Annotated in this window: 18 protein-coding genes; 6 read left to right on the forward strand and 12 right to left on the reverse strand. The window is 70.8% G+C overall.

Annotation, left to right across the window (positions count from 1 at the left end; translation table 11 throughout):
• Positions 1-400: 400 nt before the first annotated feature.
• From hutI to hutH, 5 genes are all read right to left on the reverse strand, one after another.
• Positions 401-1,558: an imidazolonepropionase gene (hutI, locus tag ACRXBZ_RS14135; RefSeq protein ID WP_433879528.1), complete on the reverse strand. Its 1,158-nt coding sequence runs from the start codon at positions 1,556-1,558 to the stop codon at positions 401-403.
• 36 nt (positions 1,559-1,594) lie between these two features.
• Positions 1,595-2,911, reverse strand: a complete 1,317-nt coding sequence (locus ACRXBZ_RS14140; RefSeq protein ID WP_433879529.1) for a formimidoylglutamate deiminase — start codon at positions 2,909-2,911, stop codon at positions 1,595-1,597.
• A 5-nt stretch (positions 2,912-2,916) separates the two neighbouring features.
• Positions 2,917-4,098 carry an allantoate amidohydrolase gene (locus ACRXBZ_RS14145; protein ID WP_433883873.1) on the reverse strand — a complete coding sequence of 394 codons (1,182 nt, stop codon included), beginning with the start codon at positions 4,096-4,098 and terminating at the stop codon, positions 2,917-2,919.
• Between the two features lie 131 nt (positions 4,099-4,229).
• Positions 4,230-5,882 carry a urocanate hydratase gene (gene hutU, locus ACRXBZ_RS14150; RefSeq protein WP_433879530.1) on the reverse strand — a complete coding sequence of 551 codons (1,653 nt, stop codon included), beginning with the start codon at positions 5,880-5,882 and terminating at the stop codon, positions 4,230-4,232.
• A gap of 136 nt (positions 5,883-6,018) precedes the next feature.
• Positions 6,019-7,578, reverse strand: coding sequence for a histidine ammonia-lyase (gene hutH, locus ACRXBZ_RS14155; RefSeq protein ID WP_433879531.1), 1,560 nt, complete (start codon positions 7,576-7,578; stop codon positions 6,019-6,021).
• Between the two features lie 109 nt (positions 7,579-7,687).
• Here hutH and ACRXBZ_RS14160 point away from each other — a divergent pair, with 109 nt between their 5' ends.
• The gene (locus ACRXBZ_RS14160) at positions 7,688-8,479 is read left to right on the forward strand and encodes an IclR family transcriptional regulator (protein ID WP_433883874.1); all 792 of its coding nucleotides are present in this window, start codon (positions 7,688-7,690) and stop codon (positions 8,477-8,479) included.
• Positions 8,480-8,549: 70 nt separating this feature from the next.
• Here ACRXBZ_RS14160 and ACRXBZ_RS14165 read toward each other — a convergent pair whose 3' ends face one another.
• From ACRXBZ_RS14165 to ACRXBZ_RS14180, 4 genes are read right to left on the reverse strand one after another with little or no spacing between them, the layout of a single operon-like run.
• The gene (locus tag ACRXBZ_RS14165; protein ID WP_433879532.1) at positions 8,550-9,428 is read right to left on the reverse strand and encodes an ABC transporter substrate-binding protein; all 879 of its coding nucleotides are present in this window, start codon (positions 9,426-9,428) and stop codon (positions 8,550-8,552) included.
• Positions 9,428-10,108: an ABC transporter permease gene (locus tag ACRXBZ_RS14170; protein ID WP_433883875.1), complete on the reverse strand. Its 681-nt coding sequence runs from the start codon at positions 10,106-10,108 to the stop codon at positions 9,428-9,430. Before ACRXBZ_RS14170 ends, ACRXBZ_RS14165 begins: the two co-directional genes overlap by 1 nt.
• Positions 10,105-10,761: an ABC transporter permease gene (locus ACRXBZ_RS14175; RefSeq protein ID WP_168585221.1), complete on the reverse strand. Its 657-nt coding sequence runs from the start codon at positions 10,759-10,761 to the stop codon at positions 10,105-10,107. Before ACRXBZ_RS14175 ends, ACRXBZ_RS14170 begins: the two co-directional genes overlap by 4 nt.
• Positions 10,758-11,855 (reverse strand): ABC transporter ATP-binding protein, encoded by a 1,098-nt coding sequence (locus ACRXBZ_RS14180; RefSeq protein WP_433879533.1) that lies wholly within the window; start codon positions 11,853-11,855, stop codon positions 10,758-10,760. The genes ACRXBZ_RS14175 and ACRXBZ_RS14180 overlap by 4 nt, the downstream gene beginning before the upstream one ends.
• 185 nt (positions 11,856-12,040) lie before the next feature.
• Between ACRXBZ_RS14180 and ACRXBZ_RS14185 the strand changes: the two genes are divergently transcribed.
• Positions 12,041-13,585 (forward strand): bis-aminopropyl spermidine synthase family protein, encoded by a 1,545-nt coding sequence (locus ACRXBZ_RS14185; protein ID WP_433879534.1) that lies wholly within the window; start codon positions 12,041-12,043, stop codon positions 13,583-13,585.
• A 70-nt stretch (positions 13,586-13,655) separates the two neighbouring features.
• Here the strand turns inward: ACRXBZ_RS14185 and ACRXBZ_RS14190 are convergent, their stop codons facing one another.
• A complete protein-coding gene (locus ACRXBZ_RS14190; protein WP_433879535.1) occupies positions 13,656-16,469 on the reverse strand; it encodes a sensor domain-containing protein in 2,814 nt (937 codons plus the stop codon).
• Between the two features lie 313 nt (positions 16,470-16,782).
• Positions 16,783-17,982 carry an NAD(P)-dependent malic enzyme gene (locus ACRXBZ_RS14195; protein ID WP_433879536.1) on the reverse strand — a complete coding sequence of 400 codons (1,200 nt, stop codon included), beginning with the start codon at positions 17,980-17,982 and terminating at the stop codon, positions 16,783-16,785.
• A 437-nt stretch (positions 17,983-18,419) separates the two neighbouring features.
• On the opposite strand from ACRXBZ_RS14195, the gene ACRXBZ_RS14200 reads away from it, so the two are divergent.
• A complete protein-coding gene (locus ACRXBZ_RS14200; protein WP_433879537.1) occupies positions 18,420-19,028 on the forward strand; it encodes a dTDP-4-dehydrorhamnose 3,5-epimerase family protein in 609 nt (202 codons plus the stop codon).
• Positions 19,029-19,032: 4 nt separating this feature from the next.
• On the opposite strand, the gene ACRXBZ_RS14205 is transcribed toward ACRXBZ_RS14200, so the two are convergent.
• Positions 19,033-19,347 (reverse strand): S24 family peptidase, encoded by a 315-nt coding sequence (locus ACRXBZ_RS14205; RefSeq protein WP_433879538.1) that lies wholly within the window; start codon positions 19,345-19,347, stop codon positions 19,033-19,035.
• A 78-nt stretch (positions 19,348-19,425) separates the two neighbouring features.
• Here ACRXBZ_RS14205 and sodN point away from each other — a divergent pair, with 78 nt between their 5' ends.
• The 3 genes from sodN (at position 19,426) to ACRXBZ_RS14220 (ending at position 21,293) form a co-directional block, all read left to right on the forward strand.
• Positions 19,426-19,833: a superoxide dismutase, Ni gene (gene sodN, locus ACRXBZ_RS14210; RefSeq protein ID WP_168585227.1), complete on the forward strand. Its 408-nt coding sequence runs from the start codon at positions 19,426-19,428 to the stop codon at positions 19,831-19,833.
• Positions 19,834-20,154: 321 nt separating this feature from the next.
• Positions 20,155-20,751 carry a histidine phosphatase family protein gene (locus ACRXBZ_RS14215; RefSeq protein ID WP_433879539.1) on the forward strand — a complete coding sequence of 199 codons (597 nt, stop codon included), beginning with the start codon at positions 20,155-20,157 and terminating at the stop codon, positions 20,749-20,751.
• A 74-nt stretch (positions 20,752-20,825) separates the two neighbouring features.
• Positions 20,826-21,293 (forward strand): GNAT family N-acetyltransferase, encoded by a 468-nt coding sequence (locus ACRXBZ_RS14220; protein WP_168585229.1) that lies wholly within the window; start codon positions 20,826-20,828, stop codon positions 21,291-21,293.
• Positions 21,294-21,300: the final 7 nt, after the last annotated feature.

Genomic DNA, 21,300 nt, shown 5'->3' on the forward strand with positions numbered 1-21,300 from the left:
GGCCCTCTAGCGCGCGTTGACCAGCAAGTTTCGCCGAATGACCGCTTGCCGTGGTCCAGTGTGGACGGAAGTGTTACCCGCTGGCTGGATGTGCTGCGGGGAACGCGGATCTATAGAGGATGTTTCGGTGTGGCGCCGTGGTGGGGCCACTCGTGTCTTTGAAGCGCCGAGGCACTTAACATTCCCTCGCCGGGCCAGGGCACCCGAACTATCCAGGGTCCCGTGATGAGTGCGAGCGAACGGACAGTTCACTTCACACCTCCTATCGAACGCGAGCAGGCCGTTCGCTCCACACCAGCCAACAAGGACGCACGGCTGCCGCACAACGAGATCCCGAGCAGCCCCATAGCCCGAAACCACTCACGGGTCCTGATCAGGCGCAACCGTGGTCTGCCGGCGTTCAGCGGATCCGGTTTCCGCGGCGCCAGACGGCGTAGGTGAGGGGGACGCCGGGGCGGTAGGCGAGCCAGGTCGTGCTCGGGGCGTCGAGGATGTGGACGTCCGCCCGCGCGCCGGGCCGGAGCACGCCGACCGCGCCATCACCGGACTCCCGGCGCAGCGCACGCGCACCTCCCCAGGTCGCCGCGTGCACCGCTTCCTCGATGCTCATCCGCATCTGCAGCACAGCCGTCGTGACGCAGAACGCCATCGACGACGTGTAGGAGGAACCGGGATTGCAGTTGGATGCCAAGGCAACCGTGGCGCCAGCGTCGATGAGCGCCCGGGCGTCCGGCAACGGCTGCCGCGTCGACAGGTCGCAAGCGGGCAGCAGCGTCGCCACGGTTTCAGAACCGGCCAGCGCGTCCACATCGGATTCCGCGAGATAGGTGCAGTGGTCGACGCTCGCGGCTCCCATCTCGACGGCCAACCGCACGCCGGGCCCGGGCGCGAGCTGGTTGCCGTGCACGCGCAAGCCCAGTCCGCGTTCCTTGGCCGCTTCCAGGATCCGTGTGGACTGGTCTACGTCGAATGCGCCCTTCTCACAGAACACATCGCACCAACCCACGTGCGGGGCCACCGCATCGAGCATTTCCCCGCACACCAAATCCACGTAGGCGTCCGCATCCTCGCCCGGTGGCACGAGGTGCGCGCCGAGGAATGTGACCTCATCGGCTTCGGCGGCGATCTTCGCCGACCGCAACTCGTCGGCGACCGTCAACCCGTAGCCGGTCTTGGTCTCCATGCACGTCGTGCCCTGCGCCGCCGCTTCGGCGATGTGCTTGCGCAGGTTGGCGGCCAGTTCCTCGTCGGTGGCGCCCCGCGTCGCCCGCACCGTCACCGCGATTCCGCCGGCTTGGTAGGGCTTTCCGGCCATCCGGGCGGCGAACTCCGCGGTGCGGTCCCCGGCGAACACCAGGTGCGTGTGGCTGTCGACCCAGCCCGGCAGGACCGCTCGCCCGGCGGCGTGGAACCGCTCGTCAGCGTCCGGGGCGCTAGCCGCAGGCCCGGCCCAGACGACCCGGTCACCGTCGATGACCAGCGCGGCGTCGGTGAGCGTGCCGAGCTCGTCGTCGTTTGTCGCCAGCTCGCCGATTCCAGTAATAACAGTGCTTGTCATCGTTTGTTGCTTTCTGTTCTTGGTATCGCCAATTGCTTACGCGCGAAGCGCGCTGATCGCGTCGTGAAGTTCTCCCGCCGCGTCGATCGCCTGGTGGCGACCGTCCTGCACGATGCGGCGACCATCGGCGATCACGACCCGCACATCGTCGGCCCGCGCGACCGCCGGGACGGCCTCCGGCGCAACGCCCGCCAGCCGGGTCGACCCGAGATCCACGGCGACGAAGTCGGCGCGGGCGCCGACGCCGAGCCAGCCCGCATCGGGCCAGCCGAGCGACCGGTGCCCGGCCGTGGTCGCCATCTCCAGCAACTCGTCGGCCGCGAAGTGCCCGCGGGTCTCGGTGTTCAGCCGCGAGTACGACTCGACGGCCTGGGCTTCCGCGAACGGGTCGATCATCGAATGCCCGTCGCTGCCGATCGCGAGCGTGCTTCCCGCGACGCGCAACGCCGCCGCCGGACCGATCCCGTCGGCCAGGTCGGCCTCGGTCGTCGGGCACAGGCACACCCCGGTCCCGCTACCGCCCAGCAGCGCCACATCGGATGCCGCCAGGTGGGTGGCGTGCACCGCCGTCACATCCGCGCCCAGCGCGCCGTGCGATTCCAGCAGTTGGGTCGGCGTGCAGCCATGCGCCGCCAGACATGCCTCGTTCTCGGCGCGCCGCTCGGAAAGATGCAGGTGCAACGGCGCCTCGCTCTTGCGAGCCCAGCCCGCCACCTCCGGGATCTCCTCGGCGGGTACCGCGCGGACCGAATGCAGGGCGGCTCCGAGACGAACCCGATCTCTGTCCATAGTGTACTGATCGATCCGGTCGATCCAGCTAGTCGCAGCGCCGTCCGAGAAGCGCCGCTGCACACCGTCCAGTGGATTGCCGAAACCGCCTGCCAGGTAGCAGGTGTCGAGCAGCGTGAGCCTGATCCCCGCGTCCTGCGCTGCCTGCACGAGGGCGTGGCCCATCGCGTTCGGGTCGTCGTAGCGGGTTCCGCTCGCGGCGTGGTGCACGTAGTGGAACTCGCCGACGCAGGTGATCCCGGCAAGCGCCATCTCGGCGTAGACGCCGCGGGCGAGCCGGTAGTAGCTGTCCGGGTCCAGCACCGCCGCCACCTGGTACATCTGGTCGCGCCAGGTCCAGAAGGTGCCGCGCGCGCCGTTGTGCCGACCGCGCAGCGCCCGGTGGAAGGCGTGAGAATGCGCGTTCGCGAGCCCGGGCAGCGTCATTCCCGGCAGCCGTTCGGAGTGCTCGGGCGGGGTTCGGGCCGGACCTGCGGCGCTGATGCGGCCGCCATCGACTTCGAAGAGCACGCCCCGCTCCGGGCCGCCCGGCAGCCAGGCCCATTCGCACCAGTACATGGCCATCCGCGTCACCCCGCGAGGTTTTCCAGGACCCGGGCGAGCGCGTGTGCACCGGAATCGCAGTCGTCGGGCTCCGCGTGCTCTTCCGGGGCGTGGCTGATGCCGGTCGGGTTGCGCACGAAGAGCATCGCAGTCGGCACCTCGGCGGCGAGGATCCCCGCGTCGTGTCCGGCCCCGGTCGGCAACGCCGGCGCGTCGTCGAGCAGGCCGCTGAGCTGGTCGCGGAACGCGGTGTCGAAGTGCACGGTGTCCCCGTAGGATTCCTCGACCACCTCGACCTGGCAGCCCTCCGCGGCAGCGAACTCCCCTGCCGCCCCGGACAGGTCCTCGACGATGGACCTCGTCGACCGGTCGTCCGGCGACCGCGCATCCAACCACAAGTCCACAGTGGACGCGATGACGTTGGTGCCGCCGGGGTTCGGGACCAGCCGCCCCACCGTCGCCCGTCCGCCGTCGACGCCTTCAGCGATCCGGCGCGCTTCGAGGATGAGCCGCGACGCGGGCAGCATCGGGTCGTGGCGGTCGGCGATCAGCGTCGCGCCGGCGTGGTTTCCCTGACCGCCGAACCGGAATCGCCACCTGCCGTGTGCCAGGATCGACGACGCGACCGCCACCGGCCGCCCCAGGTCGATCAGGCCGCGCCCCTGCTCGACGTGCAGCTCGACGAACTGCCCGATGCGCCGCAACGCCTCCTCGTCCCGCCCCAGCCGCGCCGGGTCCGCGCCGAAGGAGCTCATGGCCTCCGCGAACGTCACCCCGTTCGGGTCGCGGAGCGCGCGGGCCCGGTCCGCGTCGATGGTCCCGGCCAGCAGCATGGACCCCAGGCACGGCACGCCGAACCGGCCGCCCTCCTCCTCCGCGAAGACCACCACCGCGAGCGGCTTTCGGGGGGTGAACTCCTTGGCCCGCAACAGGTCCACCGAGCTCAACGAGCTGACCACGCCCAGCGGCCCGTCGAACGCCCCGCCGCCGGGCACCGAGTCGAGGTGGCTGCCGGTCACCACCGCGTCATCGCCCGGCTCGCCCCACCACGCCCAGATGTTGGCGTTCCGGTCGGTGGTGACCCGCAGGTCGCGCGCCTCGGCCTGCTCGACGAACCACTCGCGCAACTCCCGTTCGGCATCGTCGAAGACGTGCCGGGAGTACCCGCCCCGGCGCCGGTCCGCGCCGACATCGGCGATGGCCGCCATCAACTCGTTCGGTCCCGCCACAGCCGCTCCTTCCCGAACACCCGCGTCACGGGCAGAACTGCCCGCCCTGGATCTTTCCGAGGCCGTGAGCGTTTTTGGTTGCTATAGCGCCCAAAAACGCTCACGGGTGCTCAGCCGACGAGCGGAGTTCGGATGCCGCGTTCGGCGGCGACCTCGTCCGCTCGCTCGTAGCCCGCGTCGACGTGCCGGATCACGCCCGTGCCCGGGTCGTTGGTCAGCACCCGCGCCAGTTTCTGCGCGGCCAGTTCGGTGCCGTCGGCGACCGTGACCTGGCCCGCGTGCAGCGACCGCCCCATGCCGACCCCGCCGCCGTGGTGCAGCGACACCCACGTCGCGCCGGAGGCCGTGTTGACCAGGGCGTTCAGCAGCGGCCAGTCCGCGACCGCGTCCGAGGTGTCGGCCATCGCCTCGGTCTCCCGGTACGGCGAGGCCACCGACCCGCAATCCAGGTGGTCCCGCCCGAGCACCAGCGGCGCCTCGAGCTCGCCGGAGGCCACCATCTCGTTGAACCGCAGGCCCGCCTCGGCCCGCTCGCCGTAGCCGAGCCAGCAGATCCGCGCGGGCAGCCCCTGGAACGAAACCTTCTCGCCAGCCAGCCGGATCCACCGCGCCAGGTGCTCGTCGTCGCCGAACAGGTCGAGGATCGCCCGGTCGGTCTTGGCGATGTCGGCCGGGTCGCCGGACAGCGCCGCCCACCGGAACGGGCCCTTGCCCTCGCAGAACAGCGGCCGGATGTACGCGGGCACGAAGCCCGGGTAGGCGAAGGCCCGCTCGTAACCGCCGAGCTCGGCCTCGCCGCGCAGCGAATTGCCGTAGTCGAAGACCTCGGCGCCGCCGTCGAGGAACCCGACCATCGCCTCGACGTGCTTGGCCATCGAATCGCGCGCCCGCTCGGTGAACTCGTCGGGCTTCTTGGCCGCGCAGTCGCGCCAGTCGGCCAGGTCGACGCCCAGCGGCAGGTAGGACAGCGGGTCGTGCGCGGAGGTCTGGTCGGTCACGATGTCCGCGGGCACGCCGCGCCGCAGCATCTCGGGCAGCAGCTCCGCGGCGTTGCCGATCACGGCGACCGAGTAGGCGCGCCGGTCGTTCTTCGCGGCGACGGCCTTCTCGATCGCGGCGTCGAGGTCGCCGGCGACTTCGTCGAGGTAGCCGTGCCGGACCCGGCGGTGCGCGTGCTCGGGGTCGCACTCGACGACCAGTGCGGCGCCGTCGTTCATCGTTACCGCAAGCGGCTGCGCGCCGCCCATGCCGCCGAGACCGGCGGTGATGGTCAGGGTGCCCGCGAGGCTGCCGCCGAAGCGGCGGGCCGCGATCGCCGCGAACGTCTCGTAGGTGCCCTGCAGGATGCCTTGGGTGCCGATGTAGATCCACGACCCGGCGGTCATCTGCCCGTACATCATCAGGCCGAGCGCGTCGAGGCGGCGGAACTCCGTCCAGTTCGCCCAGTCGCCGACCAGGTTGGAGTTGGCGATGAGCACCCGCGGCGCCCACTCGTGGGTCTGCAGGACGCCGACCGGTTTGCCGGACTGCACCAGCAGCGTCTCGTCCTCGCGCAGCGTGGTCAGTTCCCGGACCATCGCGTCGAACGAAGCCCAGTTCCGGGCCGCTTTGCCGGTGCCGCCGTAGACGACGAGGTCGTCGGGCCGCTCCGCGACGTCCGGATCGAGGTTGTTCTGCAGCATCCGCAGCGGCGCTTCGGTGCTCCAGCTGCGCGCGGTCAGCGTCGTCCCGCGCGGGGCGCGCACGGGTCGGGCTTCGCTCATGACAGTTCCGCCTCTCCGCGATTCACAGTGGTGGTGGCGTCCGGCTCAATCTCGCGTTCCGCGGTTTCTTGTGGCTGGCTTGCATCACGGTCCCCTGAGGTGCGGTTGAGGAGGACTGGGGTTGACACAGGGCTACTCATGGCACCCTCCGGTCCACTGTGGATTTCATGAAGCCGGCGACGGCTTCGCGCACCGCGCCGGAACGGATCAGTTCTTCGGCCGCGGCGATCTCCGGCGCGATGTGGCGGTCGGCTCCGGGGCCCGGGACCCGGGTGCGCAGCAGGTCCCGCACCGCGCCGGTGGCTGGGCCCGGCTTCAGCGGGGCGCGCAGGTCCAGGGCTCGCGCGGCGGTCAGCAGCTCGATCGCGAGCACCGTCGTCAGGCCGTCGATGCCGCGGCGGAGCTTGCGCGCGGCGGACCAGCCCATCGACACGTGGTCCTCCTGCATCGCGCTTGTCGGGATCGAATCGACCGACGCCGGGACCGCGAGCCGCTTCAGCTCGGCGACCACCCCTGCCTGCGTGTAGTGCGCGATCATGTGCCCGGAGTCGACGCCCGGGTCATCGGCGAGGAACGCGGGCAGCCCGTGCGAACGCGCGACGTCGAGCATCCGGTCGGTGCGGCGATCGGCCATGCTCGCGACGTCCGCCAGCGGAATGGCGAGGAAGTCCAGCGCATGGGCCAACGGGGCGCCGTGGAAGTTGCCGTTGGACTCCACCCGGCCGTCGTCGAGCACGACCGGGTTGTCGATGGTGGCCGCGAGCTCCCGATCCGCCACGGTCTCGGCGTAGCCGACACCGTCCCGGGCCGAGCCGTGCACCTGCGGTGCGCACCGCAGCGAATACGCGTCCTGCACGCGCGTGCACTCGGGCCCGCGGTGACTGGCCACGATCTGCGAATTCGCCAGCAGCGCCAACATCCGCGCCGCGGAAACCGCCTGCCCCGGGTGCGGGCGCAGGCGCTGCAGGTCGGCGGCGAACACACGGTCGGTGCCCAGCAGCGCCTCCACGCTCATCGCCGCCGTCACATCGGCCACGTCCAGCAGCGCGGACAGGTCGTCCAGCGCGAGCACCAGCATGCCGAGCATGCCGTCGGTGCCGTTGGTCAGCGCCAGGCCTTCCTTCTCCGCGAGCACCACGGGCTCGATCCCGGCGTCGGCCAGCGCCTCGGCGGCCGGGCGGAGCCGCCCCGAGGCGTCGAAGACGTCGCCTTCGCCGGTCAGGGCGAGCGCGACGGCCGCCAGCGGCGCGAGGTCTCCGGAGCAGCCGAGCGAGCCGAATTCGTGCACCACCGGCACGATGCCGGCGTTGAGCATCCCGGCCAGCGCGTGCGCGGTTTCCGGGCGGACGCCGGTGCGCCCGGTCGCGATCGTGTGCAGGCGCAGCAGCATCTGGGCCCGCACCACCTCCGGTTCGACGGCAGGGCCGGCGCCCGCCGAGTGCGAGCGCACGAAGGACTGTTGCAGGGCGGCGCGCCGGTCGCTGGGGATGTGCCGCACGGCCAGCGCACCGAACCCGGTCGACACCCCGTAGGTGGGGCGCTGCTCGGCGGCCAGCGCTTCGATGTGCTTCCGCGTCGCGGCTATGCCGTGCTCGGCGAGCCGGGTCAGTTCCACGCGCGTGCCGCCGCGGGCGACGTCGACTACCTCGTCGCGGTCGAGCGGCTCCGGACCGACATTGAGCACGTTGTCCTGCATAACTCCATATCAGCGCTACTGCGCCGTCGGCAGAAGCCCGGTTAGGGTGAGAGTGTCTGGAGTTCCAGACACCATGGAGTTCCAGACACCAATCCCCGAACGGAGGGTCGTGGGCGGCAGCAGCGACGTTCCCGCGCTGCGACGCGGGCTGGCCATCCTGCGGGTGCTCGCGGGCCGCGCCGGGCCGGTGTCGGCCGGGGTCATCGCCCGTGACCTGGGCCTGCCCCGGTCGACGACCTACCACCTGCTGGCCGAGCTGGTCACCGCCGGATTCGTGACCCACCTGCCGGAGGAGCGACGCTACGGGCTGGGCATGGCGGCCTTCGAGCTCGGCTCGGCCTACCTGCGCCACGACCCGCTGGAACGCCTCGCCGGGCCGCTGCTGCGCCGGCTGGTGGACGAGGTGGGCCGCACCGCGCACCTGGGCGTCCTGCACGGCGGCGAGTCGCTCTACCTGATCAAGGAACGCCCGTCCCAGCCGCAGACGCTGGTAACCGATGTCGGTGTCCGGCTGCCCGCGCAGCTGACCGCGTCCGGGCGCGCGCTGCTCGCGCACTTGCCCGCCGCGCACGTGCGGGCCGTGCTGCCGTCGAGCGAGCGGTTCGTGCGGCGGACCGACCGGGGCCCGCGGAACCTGCCCGAACTGCGCCGGTTGCTGGCGGAGGAGCGCCGACGCGGCTGGGCGATCGAGGACGGTTTCGTGACGGCGGGCTTCGCCTCGGTGGCGTGCGCGGTGTTCGACCACGGGGCCCGCCCCATCGCGGCGATCAGCGTCACCTTCCGCCACTTCTGCGAAACCCCGGGCGGCGAACCCTGCGCCGAGACCTGGCCGAACCTGGCCACCCAGGTCCACCGAACGGCGGCGGAACTGACCACCAGGATCAGCGGCCGCTCGGCCTAGGAGAATGCGTGCCCGTGAGCACTTTTGGGTGCTATAGCACCCAAAAGTGCTCACGGGCATGGGTTGAACGTCAGAGGCCGGCCGAGGCGACGAACTCCTTGGCGACATCGGCCGGGTTGGCCTTGTCGACCTCGATCTTCCGGTTGAGCTCCGTCAGCTTGTCCGTGTCGAGGGCGCGGGACACCTTGTTCAGCGCCTCGGCCTGCTGCGGGGTCAGCTTCCCCTTGTGCGCCAGTGGAACCACGTTCTGCGCCGGGAACATGTTCTTCGGGTCCGCCAGCTTCACCAGGTTGTTCGCCGCGATCTGCGACGAGGTGGTGAACAGGTTCGCCACCTGGATCTGGCCGGACGTCAACGCGTCCACCGTGATGGTGCCCGCCTCGACGGGGCGGATCTCCTTGAACCGGCAGCCGTAGTCCTCCGCGATCTTGGCTTCCCAGCGGGACTTCCACTCCGCCGGCGCGCCGAGCACGAACTCGCCGCAGCGCGGCCCGAGATCAGCCATCGACCGCACCCCGGTACCGGCGGTGGCGGCGGTGACGGTCAGCACGTCGGAGTCCTCGGCCGGGGACTGCTCCAGCAGCTCCATCTCGCCCGGCACGGCCTGCTTGAGCTGCTCGTAGACCTGCTGGGGTTCGGTCGCCGACGCCTGCGGGTTCAGGTACTTCAGCAGGTTCCCGGTGTAGTCGGGGACCACCGAGAGCTCCCCGTTGCGCACCGCGTTCACGTAGAACTCCCGGGCGCCGATGCGCGGGCGGGTCTCCACCTCGGCGCCGGTGGTCTTCAGCGCCTCGGCGTAGATGTTCATCAGCAGCTCGCTCTCGGCGAAGTCGGCCGAGCCGACCACCAGCGCGCCGCCCTGGTTCCGGTTGGCCTCCAACGGGTTTTGCGAACCGCAGCCGGTCAGCAGCAACGCCGCCGCGGCGGCGCACATCAGCAACCGCTTCATCAATCCTTACCTCCTCGTCGGGCGGCCAGCACCAGACCGCGCGGCACCAACAGCCGGGTCGCGCCGGCCAACACCAAGTCGAGCAGGACCGCGAGCACCGCGATGACGATCGCGGCCGAGGCCATCTGCGCGTAGTCGCTAATCTTCAGCCCGTCCAGCAGGATCCGTCCCAGCCCGCCGAGCCCGACGTAGGCCGCGACGGCTGCGGTGGCGACAACCTGCAGCATCGCGCTGCGCACCCCGCCGAACAGCAGCGGCAACGCGGTCGGCAGCTCCACCTGCCACAGCCGCTGCACGGGCGTCATACCCATGCCCTTGGCCGCATCGACCGCGTCGGCGGGCGCGTTGCGGACCCCCGCGTAGGTGCCGGAAAGGATCGCCGGGATCGCGAGGATGACCAGCCCGGCCAACGCCGGGCCCTCCCCGAGCCCGAAGCCCAGCACCAGCAGCGTCACCACGCCCAACGTCGGCAGCGCCCGCATCGCGTTGCTGATCCCCACCACGAGAACCGCTCCGTGCCCGGTGTGTCCGATGTAGATACCCAGCGGCACGGCCACCACGGACGCGGCGGCGACGGAGACCACGCAGTAGTACAGGTGCAGCAGGGTCTGCGCCAGGATCCCGCCCGGCCCGGTCCAGTGCGCCGGGTAGGTCAACCAGGCGATCAGCTCGCTGATCATGCGCGGCTCACCGCCGCCCGCGCCCACGGCGTCAACCGCCGCCACAACGCCACCAGCAGCAGGTCGACCACCAGGGCCAGCAGCAGGGTCAGCACGATGCCGATGACGATCTGCTCCGGGTAGTCCAGTTGGAATCCGGCGGTGAACAGCCGTCCCAGACCGCCGATGCCGACCAGCGCACCGACGCTGACCAGGCTGATATTGCTGACCGATGCGACCCGGACCGCCGCGACCAGAACCGGCACCGCCAGCGGCAGCTCCACGGCGAGGAACCGCCGTCCGGGCCGGTACCCCATCGCCGTCGCGGCGGTGACGATGTGCGCGGGCACCGAGTCCAGCGCGTCCCGGACCGGCCGCACCAGCAGCGCCGCGGTGTAGAGCGTCAGGGCGATGATCACGTTGACCGAGGACAGCAGCGGCGTCCCCACCAGCCCGGGGATGATCACGAACAGGGCCAGCGACGGGATCGTGTAGAAGACGTTGGCCCCGCCCTGCAGCAAGCCGCGCAGCCAGCGCACCTGCTGCGCGAGGCGCCCCAGCGGCAGCGCCACCAGCACGCCGAGCAGCAGCGGCACCAGCGCGAGGTAGATGTGCTCGCCGAGCTGGCCGAGCACCATTTCCCGGTTGCTGGGGCTTTCGAAGAAATCGATCATGGCGGCCCTTCGCCGACGCGGCGGCGGTGCTGTGCGATCACGTCGAGCACGTGGCCGGTGGTGATCACGCCGACCAACCGGCCATCGCCGTCGACGACGACACCCTGTCCGGACGGCGCGGACAGCGCTGCGTCGAGCGCGCCGCGCAGCGGGGTGTGCTCGGTGTAGAGCGACCCACCGGCGACGAGCTGCGCCTCGGCGAGCTCACCATCCACATTGGACTCGGGCGGGAGCCAGCCCCGCGGTCGGCCGTCGCCGTCGACCGCCAAGCGCCAGCGCGGTTCCGGCGGTACCTTCGTGCCCAGCTCGACCGTGACCACCGGCTCCGGGCGCACGCCCTCGGAGTCCACGAAGGACAGTCGCCGGTAGCCGCGGTCCCGGCCGACGAAGGCGGTCACGAAGTCATCCACCGGGTCGGCGAGCAGGTCGTCGGGCCGGGCGTACTGGGCGAGGTGCCCGCCCTGGCGCAGCACTGCGACCTTTTCGCCAAGCTTCACGGCCTCGTCGATGTCGTGGGTGACGAACAGCACTGTCTTGTCCAGCTCGTCCTGCAGTCGCAGCAGCTCGTCCTGCAGGCCCTCCCGCACCACCGGGTCCACCGCGCTGAACGGCTCGTCCATCAGCAGTACCGGCGGGTCGGCGGCCAATGCCCGGGCCACCCCGACGCGCTGCTGCTGACCGCCGGAGAGCTGGGCCGGGTAGCGCTTGCCCAACTCCTGCGGTAGCCCCACTAGCTCCAGCAGCTCACCGGCCCGCCGCCGCGCCTCCTGCTTGCTGCGACCGTGCAGCAGCGGCACCGTCGCCACGTTGTCGAGCACGTTGCGGTGCGGGAACAGCCCGGCCTGCTGGATGACGTAGCCGATGCCGCGGCGCAGCTGCGCGGGATCGCGCTCGCGCACGTCGGTGCCGCCCACCAGCACCTTCCCCGACGACGGCTCGATCATCCGGTTCACCATCCGCATCAAGGTGGTCTTGCCGCACCCGGACGGCCCCACCAGCACGGTGATAGTGCCGGTCTGCACCGACAGACTCAGCTCGTGGACGGCGACAGTGCCGTTGCCGTACTGCTTGCGCACGGCCTGGAACTCGATCACCCGAGCCCCCTCGTAGATCGTCGCGGTCCCCCAAACCTGGCCGACCCTAGCTCGATCGGTGCAATCGTGCGATCGACCGATACCGTCGCGTGATCTTCTCGGGGCGTCCCAGCTGCACCATCCCACCGATTGGGAGCCCGGCGCGGCGGCGGTGCCGCGGGGCACGCCGTAAGGTTGGGAACCCGATGAACACTGCTCAGCACCCCGCAACTCCCGAGCCCATCGACGCCGTGCACGCGGTACTCGCCGACGCCGGAGTCCTCGCCCGACGGTTGCGCGAGATCCTCGCCCAGCTCGCCGAAGGCGCGCTGCCGCTCGATGAGTTGATCCGCAGGACGGCCGTCGCGCGGCGCACGGTCGAGGACCTGCTCGCCGCCGCCGGGCCCGACGTCGAAGCCACCGGCGAGACGTACCGGCTGACGCCTGAAACGCGTAACCGCTACCGGCAGCGCTTCGCGCTGGACGAGCTGCGCCCCGCCCCGCCCGCTGGGGCCGAGCAGCTGGAGCGGATGCGCGGTTTCGTCGAGAGCGGCCCGGCGCCCGCCGCGGCGCTCGACCACGTGACGGCTACGCCGGAAACCGCGCTGCGCCGCGCTGAATGGCTGCGCGACAACTACGACCTGCGCGGCGCGCAGCTACTCTGCCTGGGCGATCACGACCTGACGTCGTTGGCGTTGAGCTTGGTCGTGCCATCGGCGTCGGTGACCGTGGTGGACCTCGACGAACGGATCCTGGCGCACATCGACTCGGTCGCGGCCGAACAGGGCTTCGCCATCCGCACCCTGCACGCCGACCTGCGGTTCGGGGTGCCGCCGGTACTGGAAGGCTGCGCAGACCTGGTGTTCACCGATCCGCCCTACACCCCGGAGGGCATCGGGCTGTTCGCCACGCGGGCCGCCGAATGCCTGGCTGGCCCGCACAGCCGGCTCCTGATCGCCTACGGCTATAGCGCGCGGACCCCGGCGCTGGGGCACAAGGTGCAGCAGGAGTTGCTGCGGCTGGGCATGGTGTTCGAGGCGATCCTGCCGCGTTTCCACCGGTACTTCGGGGCGCAGGCCATCGGCAGCGCGAGCGACCTGTACGTGTGCCAGCCGACCGCGCACACCCGCAAGCTGGCCCTGCGTCAAGCGCCGGGGATCTACACGCACGGCCCCCAGTCGGTGGAGGCGTTGGAGGCCTCGGCGCCGGCGGAGTTCCTGGAGGCGGTCGGTGAGCGCGTCGGCGGCCCGGTCGCGACGTTGCGGGATCCTGGCTGGCCCCGGCCGATCCGGCAGCAGCAGGGCGCACCGGTGTTCGACCTGCGCAACGATCCGGGGCCGTGGCTACTGCGGATGCTGTTGGCGTGCAACGCCGAACGCGCCGGATTCGTGGTCGACAACAACCACCCGGACAGCACCAGCGAGCGCGCGCAGCACGCCCTGTCGGAGCTCGTCGCGGCGAAGTACCGGCTGCGGTTCCACCGCAGCAGCCCGGACTCGAAGCACGCGGTTGTGGTGGCGGACGCGGTGGAAACCCCGTCCGTGGCGCGCTACCTGCTGAACCGGGCGCACGGCAAGGTCGGCAACATCTGGCGGGAAGGCCTGATCACCTACTCCGACGAGAGCCTGACCAAGCGCGAGGCCAAGGACCGCATCGCCGAGCTCGCGCCCAACGCGGACGACCTGGACCTGCGCCTGATCGACCTGCCCCGCCACCGGATCGCCGAACTCGTCCGCTCGATGACGGCGTAGCGCCTCAATTCCGCAGTTCAGAGCCCGTGAGTGTTTGTGGGGGCTATAGCACCCACAAACACTCACGGACTCACGTTCCCGGGATGGGCAGCGGGCCTAGTTCGAGGAGGTCGCGGAACTCGTGGGCCGGGATCGCTCCGGAGAACAGCCACCCCTGGTAGGCGTCCACCCCGACCCCGCACAGCACGTGGAACTGCGTCGCCGTCTCCACGCCCTCGGCCACGCACAGGCGGCCCATCGCGCGGGCCATGTCCACGACCGCCCGCGCCACCGCGAAGTCCGAGGCGTCGCCGCCGACCCCGGCGACGAACCTGCGGTCCACCTTGATGATCTGCGCGGGCAGGTCCTTCAACCGGGCCAGCGACGAGTAGCCGGTGCCGAAGTCGTCGACGGCGAACCGAACGCCGCGCGCGACCAGCTCGCCCATCTCGTGCCGGGTCCGCGACGGCAGGTCCACCAGCGCCGTCTCCACCAGCTCCAGGATCACCCGGTTCCAGGCGATGCCGGACTCGGCGACGATATCGGCGACCGCGTCTACGAACTCCGGCCCACCCGGCACCAGACCCGCCAGGTTCACCGCGACGCCCGCCTGGCGGCCGCCGCGCGCAGGCCACGTCGCCGCCTCCCGGAGCGCGGTCCGCAGTACCCAGCGATCGAGCTCCCGCAACAGGTCGCCCTGCTCCGCGACCGGCAGGAACGCGTCCGGCGCGAGCATCCCGCGATCCGGATGCGGCCAACGCACCAGCGCTTCGGCGGTGACCACCGCACCGTCGGAATTCACCACCGGCTGGTAGTGCAGGACGAGGCCGTCGTTGTTCAGCGCCTCCCGCAGCTGCCCCTCCAGGTGCAGCTGGCGGTCCGCCGAGGCCATCAGCGCGGGGCTGGCCAGCGAGACCTTGCCGGCGCCGCGGCGTTTCGCCTCGAACATCGCCGCATCGGCGAACCGCAACAGGTCCTCGCCGCCGGCACGCGACCCGTTGGGCACGGCGGCGCCGATCGACGCCGATACCCGGATCAGCTGGCCGTGCACCGGTACCGCGGTGCGCAGCAGCCCGGAAACCCTGGTGGCCAGGGAATCGACGCCGCCGACCGCCTCGATGTCCTGGCAGATGATCACGAACTCGTCGCCCGAAAGCCGGGCGGCCGTGCAACCGCCCGGCAGTCCGCCTTCCAGCCGCCGCGCCAGCGCGACCAGCAGCTCGTCCCCGGCGTCGTGGCCCAGCGAGTCGTTCACCCGCTTGAAGTTGTCGATATCGCAGAACAGCACCGCGACGCGGTGCGAGTCGGCGCGCCCGAGCAGGTGGCTGAGCAGGTCCTTGACCGCCGCCCGGTTCGGCAACCCGGTCAGGTCGTCGTGGGTGGCCTGGTAGCGCAGGGCTTCGGACGCACGCCGCCGCTCGGTGATGTCCTGGAACACCACCAGCCAGAACTGGGTGCCGTCGTCCTGCACCGACGAGGACGTGCGCAGCTCGCAGTACACCGGTTCGCCGTCGGAGCGCACCAACACCCGCTGCGGCACCCGGCGCCGGACGCCCGGCCGCTCGGCGGGCGTGGGCAGGCCGGTCTCCCGCTCGTCCGGGTGCGTGATGTCCGGGACCGTCATGCCGCGCAGCTGCTCCAGGCGGTAGCCGAGCAGGTCGCACAGCGCGTCGTTGGCGTCGACCAGCCGCTCGGCCCGGTCGAACAGGCCGATCCCGACCGGCGTGATGCTGACCAGGTCGGTGAAGCGCTGGCTGGACCGCTCCATGCGGGTCACCACGGCGCGCTGCTCGGTGACGTCCTGAACGGTGCCGACCAGGACGGCCTGGCCGTCCGCGTCCCGGATCGCGGTGCCGTGCAGGCGCAGGATCCGCATCGTGCCGTCGATGCGCACGTAGCGGTGCTCGACCTCGATCGGCTCGTGCTGCTCCTTCAGCGGCTGCCACGCCCGCCGGACCCAGTCCTGGTCGTCCGGGTGCACCCGTTCCAGGTAGGTGTCGAAGGTGCTGTGCGCGGTGGTGGGCTTGCCGATGATCTCGTGCAGCATCCGCGACAACCGGAAGACATCGGTCTGCGGATTCCACTCCCACGTGCCGAGCCGGGCGATCCGCTGCGCGTCCTGCAGCTTGCGTCGCTCGTCGCGCAATTGGCGTTCCAGCGCCCGGTTCTCGGTGATGTCCTGAACGGTGCCCTGCACCCGCTCCACCCGGCCGGAGCGGTTGTACTCGGCGCGCCCGGTGCACAGGTAGATCCGCTTGCCGGGCAGGTCACGGAGCTCGACCTCCAGCAGTTCTCCTTCGGGGGCGGTGAGCACCTCGGTGTAGAACTCCTCGGCGCGGTCTTGGTCCTCGGGATGGGTCGCCGCGATCATCGACAAGGCGTCGGTGGCGCCCTCCGCACCGGAGCCGCCGAGGAATTCCGTGAGCACCGGACTCTGGTACAGCTCACCGGTTTCCGGGTAGAACACCCAGCTGCCGACCTTCGCGATCCGCTGCGCCTCGATCAGCCAACGCCGCTCGTTCTCGGAGGCCTCGGACGTCTCCGGCGAGGCCTCGGTCAGGTCCGAAACGTCGATCAGCACCGTGACGCGCAGCCGTTCGTCGTCGGCGTGCGGCCAGCTAAGCGGGCGGACCGGGATCCGGCCGCCGCGCGCCCGCAGCAGCGAAACCTGCCCGTCGCGCGCCACCAGATCCGCGAGCCGGCAGCCGACCAGGGTGGCGGGGCAGGTTTCGCCGGCGAGCTTCGCGGCCTGCTCCGTCGCCCGCACCACGACGCCGTCCTCGGTGCTGAGCAGGGCCGGTGCGGCCGGCAGGGGAACCAGCGCGAACGCCTCGGCGCGGGCACCGGCCAGCCCGAGACCGCCGGAGGTCGTCCGGTGCCTCTCGCTCCGCTCGGTCAACAGCACCCCTCCTGCGTAGCAGCCGCCCGGCCGCCGCCCGCGGACACCCGACACGCCACCGGCGAGTGACGTGCAACACAGCGAACCGTGCAGCTGACCTTACCGGTCCGCGCACCGGCAGTAACCCATGGTGCCGGGGCACGGACCGATTCCCTGGAAGAGTGACAGCCGTCGCCCGACATGATGACGCCGACCGACGAAATTCGGTTGTCGGCCGCCAATGCGGCGGGGCCGGGGGAGCCGCTGCCCGGCTCCCCCGGCCCCGCCACTGCAAGCCGAACCTACCGCTGTCCGGCCCCGGAACGACAGCCTCGACGGCTCACGCGGTTGCGACGCCGTCGGCTCGCGCCGCCTTCGCGACCGCCGCGCTGACCTCCGGCGCCACCCGCGGGTCCAGCGGGCTGGGCACGATGTGGTCCGCGCTGAGGTCGTCGGCGGCGACCGCCGCGATCGCCTCGGCCGCCGCGACCTTCATGCCGTCGGTGATCTCGCGCGCCCCGACGTCCAGTGCTCCCTTGAAAATCCCGGGGAACGCCAGCACGTTGTTGATCTGGTTCGGGAAGTCGCTGCGGCCGGTGGCGACCACCTTGGCGTGCCGCCGGGCGACGTCCGGGTGGATCTCCGGGTCCGGGTTGGAGAGCGCGAACACGATGGCGTCGTCGGACATCGTCGCCACGAGCTCCTCCGGGAGCTGCCCGACCGAGACCCCGATCACCACGTCGGCGCCGCGCAGCGCCTCCGCGGGCCCGCCGGCGATGCCACGCGGGTTGGTGAACTCGGCCAGTTCCTGCTTGACCGGCGTCAGACCGTCCCGCGCGGAGTGGACCACCCCGCGCGAGTCGAGCACGATGATGTCCTCGACACCGGCGGTGTGCAGGATCTTCGCGCAGGCCACACCGGCCGCGCCCGCGCCGGAGATCACCACTCGCAGCGATTCCAGCTCTCGGTCGACGACCTTGGCGGCGTTGCGCAGCGCGGCCAGCACGACCACTGCGGTGCCGTGCTGGTCGTCGTGCATGACCGGGCAGTCCAGCGCCTCGGCGACCCGGCGCTCCAGCTCGAAGCAGCGCGGCGCGGAGATGTCCTCCAGGTTGACCGCGCCGAACGACGGGCGCAGCCGGACCAGGGTTTCCACGATCTCGTCGACGTCGGTGGTGTCCAGCACCAGCGGGATCGAGTCGAGGCCGGCGAAGGTCTTGAACAGCGCCGACTTGCCCTCCATCACCGGCAGCGAGGCCCGCGGCCCGATGTCGCCCAGGCCGAGCACCGCGGTGCCGTCGCTGACCACGGCCACCAGCCGTTGCGTCCAGGTGTAGCGGTCGGCCAGCGCCGGGTCGCTGGCGATTGCGCGGCTGACCTGCGCCACGCCCGGGGTGTAAGCGATCGACAGATCCCGCGCGGAATCCAGCGGCGCGGTCACTCCGACGGAGAGCTTGCCGCCCTCGTGCGCCGCGAAGATCTCCTCGTTGGTCAATTCGGCACCGACTCCGCTCGCGGTGCTGTCGTTCACGGTGGTCACGGCGTCCCTCCTGTAGCCATGCCTGCGGCCCGGACGCATTCCAGGCCGGGCGGACCGGGTGGCACTTCGCCACCCGTGCGACGTCGCCTGCCCTTGCGTGCCGGACAGGCGAACGTCTTGAAATGGCCGAGACCGGCCGCCCTGGTCGGACAGCGGCTCGGCGGACGCTGCGGTTCGAACAGTGTGCCAGGCCGCGAGATCACTGTCAGCGACCGGGATCACACAACCTCACCAGCAGGTTCAACAATTTGTCAAACTAGCTTGGCAATACGCACGTCCTATTTGGATCGGGATTGCGGCAGTACGTGCGTCCGGTTTCGGTGCCCCATTTCGCAGTACGTACGTCCGTTTTGAAACCGGAGGCCAATGGCTCGCATGGCCCATATCAACTCCGCCCCAGCGAACCGCATTCCAGCCAACCTCATAGGCTTTCGGCCGTGCAGGTACGCCGACTTGAGATCACGGGTGCATACGAGTTCACCCCGAAGGCCTTCCCCGACCACCGGGGCCTGTTCGTGGCCCCGTTCCAGGAGGCGGCGTTCGTCGACGCCACGGGGCACCCGCTGCGAGTCGCGCAGACCAACCACAGCGTCTCGGCGCGCAACGTCATCCGCGGCGTGCACTTCTCGGACGTGCCGCCGGGCCAAGCGAAGTACGTGTACTGCCCGCAGGGCGCGCTGCTCGACGTGGTCATCGACATCCGGGTCGGTTCCCCGACCTTCGGCCGCTGGGAAGCGGTCCGGCTCGACGACACCGAGTACCGCGCCGTCTACCTGGCCGAAGGACTCGCGCACGCGTTCGCCGCGCTGACCGACAACACCGTGATGACCTACCTCTGCTCGACGCCCTACAACCCGGGCGCCGAGCATGGCATCGACCCGTTCGACCCGGAACTCGCGCTGCCGTGGTCCAACCTCGAAGGCGAACCGATCCTGTCCGAAAAGGACCGGGCCGCCCCGAGCCTGGCAGAAGCCGCCGACAAGGGCCTGCTTCCGGACTACGAAACATGCCTCGCCCACTACGAAAGCATGCGCAGCGCCGGCTGAACGGTCACCGCAAGCGGCCCGGCTTCGGCCAGAGGCGCCACCGGATGACGCCGAGCACCTCGGCCGGGCCGAGCTCCCGCGAGTCCGTCGAGCCGAAGTTGTTGTCACCCTCGACGTGCCAGCCATCGACTTCGCGGCGCAGCGCGCGCTTCACCGACAACTGCCCCGGGCGCCGGGCCCAACGCACCAGCACGACGTTCCCCGGCCGGGCGGAACCCCCAAGCCGCAGCAGCACCACGTCGCGATCCCGCAGGGTGGGAACCATGGACGGCCCTCGCACCAGCAACCGCCGCCAGGGCCAGCGCCCGAGGGATTTCACAGCCACCTCCAGTAGGACGTCGAGGATCTTCAAGAGTAGGGTCGGGCCTGTCGGAGCACTCACTGTCAGGGAGGAATCATGCGACTCCTGTCGCGAATCCTCAGCCCCCGCCTAGAGGCGACCGCGCACTGCGACCTGCCGTGCGGCGTGTACGACCCGGCGCAGGCGCGGATCGAAGCTGAGTCCATCAAGGCGATCCAGGAAAAGTACGCGGCCAATGAGGACCCGGAGTTCCGCACTCGCGCGATTCTGATCGCCGAGCAGCGCTCCGAGTTGGTCAAGCACCACCTGTGGGTGCTGTGGACCGACTACTTCAAGCCGCCGCACTTCGAGAAATACCCGCAGCTGCACGAGCTGATCAACAAGGCCACCAAGGCCGCGGGCGCGGCCGGGACCAAGGGTTCCATGCAGGCCAAAACCGGTCAGCAGCTGCTCGACTACATCGCCGAGATCGACAAGATCTTCTGGGAGACCAAGCAGGGCTGAGCGCCGCAGTTCCGGGAGGACGCCGACCAGCGGGGACGACTCCGCAGGTCGGCGTCCTTTTCGTCGTGCGTCCTCCGGCCCGGTCTTCGGCCCGGGCAGACCGCCCGGATTGGACTCGGTCAACGACTGGTGGACGCGGCCATCGAACTGGTGGAGCGCCGTTGGCGGAACGCTTTGCAGGCAGGCCGTGGCGGCCGCGGTTCCGCTCGACGACAGCCAGATCCGCCGTTCGATGCCGGCTCACCCGAGAAGGCAGGTCCCGCGCTGGTGGCCACGGTGCTGGAACGGTAGGCCCCGCGCAGCGCGGTTACGCTCGGAGCCGTGGCACAGGATGAGCATCGCGTTTACGTCCTCCGGCACGGCACGACCGAGTGGTCCCAGACCGGTCAGCACACCAGTCGTTCCGACATCCCGCTGACGGTCGAGGGCGAGCTGCGGGCGCGGCAGGCCGGGCAGACGCTCTCCGCGTTGCGCCCGGCCGGGCCGGTCGTAGTGCTCGCGAGCCCCCGGCAGCGCGCCCAGCGCACGGCGACGCTGGCCGGGCTGGCCGATGTGGGCACCGAACCGCTGCTCGCCGAGTGGGACTACGGCGACTACGAAGGACTGACCGCCCAGCAGATCCGCGAGCAGGTGCCGGACTGGACGGTGTGGACGCACCCCTGCCCGGGCGGGGAAACGGCGGTGGACGTCACCGCGCGCGCCGACAAGCTGCTGGCCCGCATCGCAGACACCGGTTCCGACGTGGTCCTGGTGGGGCACGGCCACTTCAGCCGCTGCCTGATCGCGCGCTGGCTGGGGCTGTCGGCCACTTCAGGGGTGCGCTTCGCGCTGGATCCCGCCGGGATCACGGTGCTTGGCCACGAGCGCGGCGTCCCGCAGGTGGAGCGGTCGAACATCCCGCCCTGGCAACAGGGCTGACCGGGTAATCCGTTGCGCCGGCTGGTGCGCGCCCCCGAATATCCTGGGGCGACGCAACTCATGTGGAGGTATCGATGATTCGCCGGGCGACCCGAGCCGACGTACCCGCCATGGTCGAGCTGGTGCACGAACTTGCGCTCTACGAGAAGGCGCCGGAGCTGTGCCACCTGACCGAGCAGCAGCTGCGGGACGCGCTGTTCGGCCCGGCGCCGGCGCTGTTCGGCCACGTGGCCGAAGTGGACGGTGCGGTCGCGGGCCTTTCCCTGTGGTTCCTGAACTTCTCCACCTGGGAAGGCGTGCACGGCATCTACCTGGAGGACCTCTACGTCCGCCCCGAGCAACGCGGCTCCGGCCTCGGCAAGGCGCTGCTGCAGACCCTGGCGCAGGAGTGCGTCCAGCGCGGCTACGCGCGGCTGGAGTGGTCCGTGCTGAACTGGAACGAGCCTTCGATCAACTTCTACAAGGCGGCGGGCGCGATCCCGATGGACGAGTGGACCGCGTACCGCCTCACCGGCGACGCGCTGCGCAACTTCAGCGCCTGACGCGCCC

The sequence above is a fragment of the Saccharopolyspora hattusasensis genome, from assembly GCF_050972075.1.
Classification (GTDB): Bacteria; Actinomycetota; Actinomycetes; order Mycobacteriales; family Pseudonocardiaceae; genus Saccharopolyspora; species Saccharopolyspora hattusasensis.

What these genes read in the sequence shown, in the direction of transcription:
- ACRXBZ_RS14220 (WP_168585229.1), top strand. Translation starts at nt 20,826, where the DNA reads ATGATTCGCCGGGCGACCCGAGCCGACGTACCCGCCATGGTCGAGCTG.
- hutI (WP_433879528.1), bottom strand. Translation starts at nt 1,558, where the DNA reads ATGACAAGCACTGTTATTACTGGAATCGGCGAGCTGGCGACAAACGAC.
- hutH (WP_433879531.1), bottom strand. Translation starts at nt 7,578, where the DNA reads ATGCAGGACAACGTGCTCAATGTCGGTCCGGAGCCGCTCGACCGCGAC.
- sodN (WP_168585227.1), top strand. Translation starts at nt 19,426, where the DNA reads ATGCGACTCCTGTCGCGAATCCTCAGCCCCCGCCTAGAGGCGACCGCG.
- ACRXBZ_RS14140 (WP_433879529.1), bottom strand. Translation starts at nt 2,911, where the DNA reads ATGGCCATGTACTGGTGCGAATGGGCCTGGCTGCCGGGCGGCCCGGAG.
- ACRXBZ_RS14145 (WP_433883873.1), bottom strand. Translation starts at nt 4,098, where the DNA reads ATGGCGGCCATCGCCGATGTCGGCGCGGACCGGCGCCGGGGCGGGTAC.
- ACRXBZ_RS14185 (WP_433879534.1), top strand. Translation starts at nt 12,041, where the DNA reads ATGAACACTGCTCAGCACCCCGCAACTCCCGAGCCCATCGACGCCGTG.
- ACRXBZ_RS14175 (WP_168585221.1), bottom strand. Translation starts at nt 10,761, where the DNA reads ATGATCGATTTCTTCGAAAGCCCCAGCAACCGGGAAATGGTGCTCGGC.
- ACRXBZ_RS14170 (WP_433883875.1), bottom strand. Translation starts at nt 10,108, where the DNA reads ATGATCAGCGAGCTGATCGCCTGGTTGACCTACCCGGCGCACTGGACC.
- hutU (WP_433879530.1), bottom strand. Translation starts at nt 5,882, where the DNA reads ATGAGCGAAGCCCGACCCGTGCGCGCCCCGCGCGGGACGACGCTGACC.
- ACRXBZ_RS14165 (WP_433879532.1), bottom strand. Translation starts at nt 9,428, where the DNA reads ATGAAGCGGTTGCTGATGTGCGCCGCCGCGGCGGCGTTGCTGCTGACC.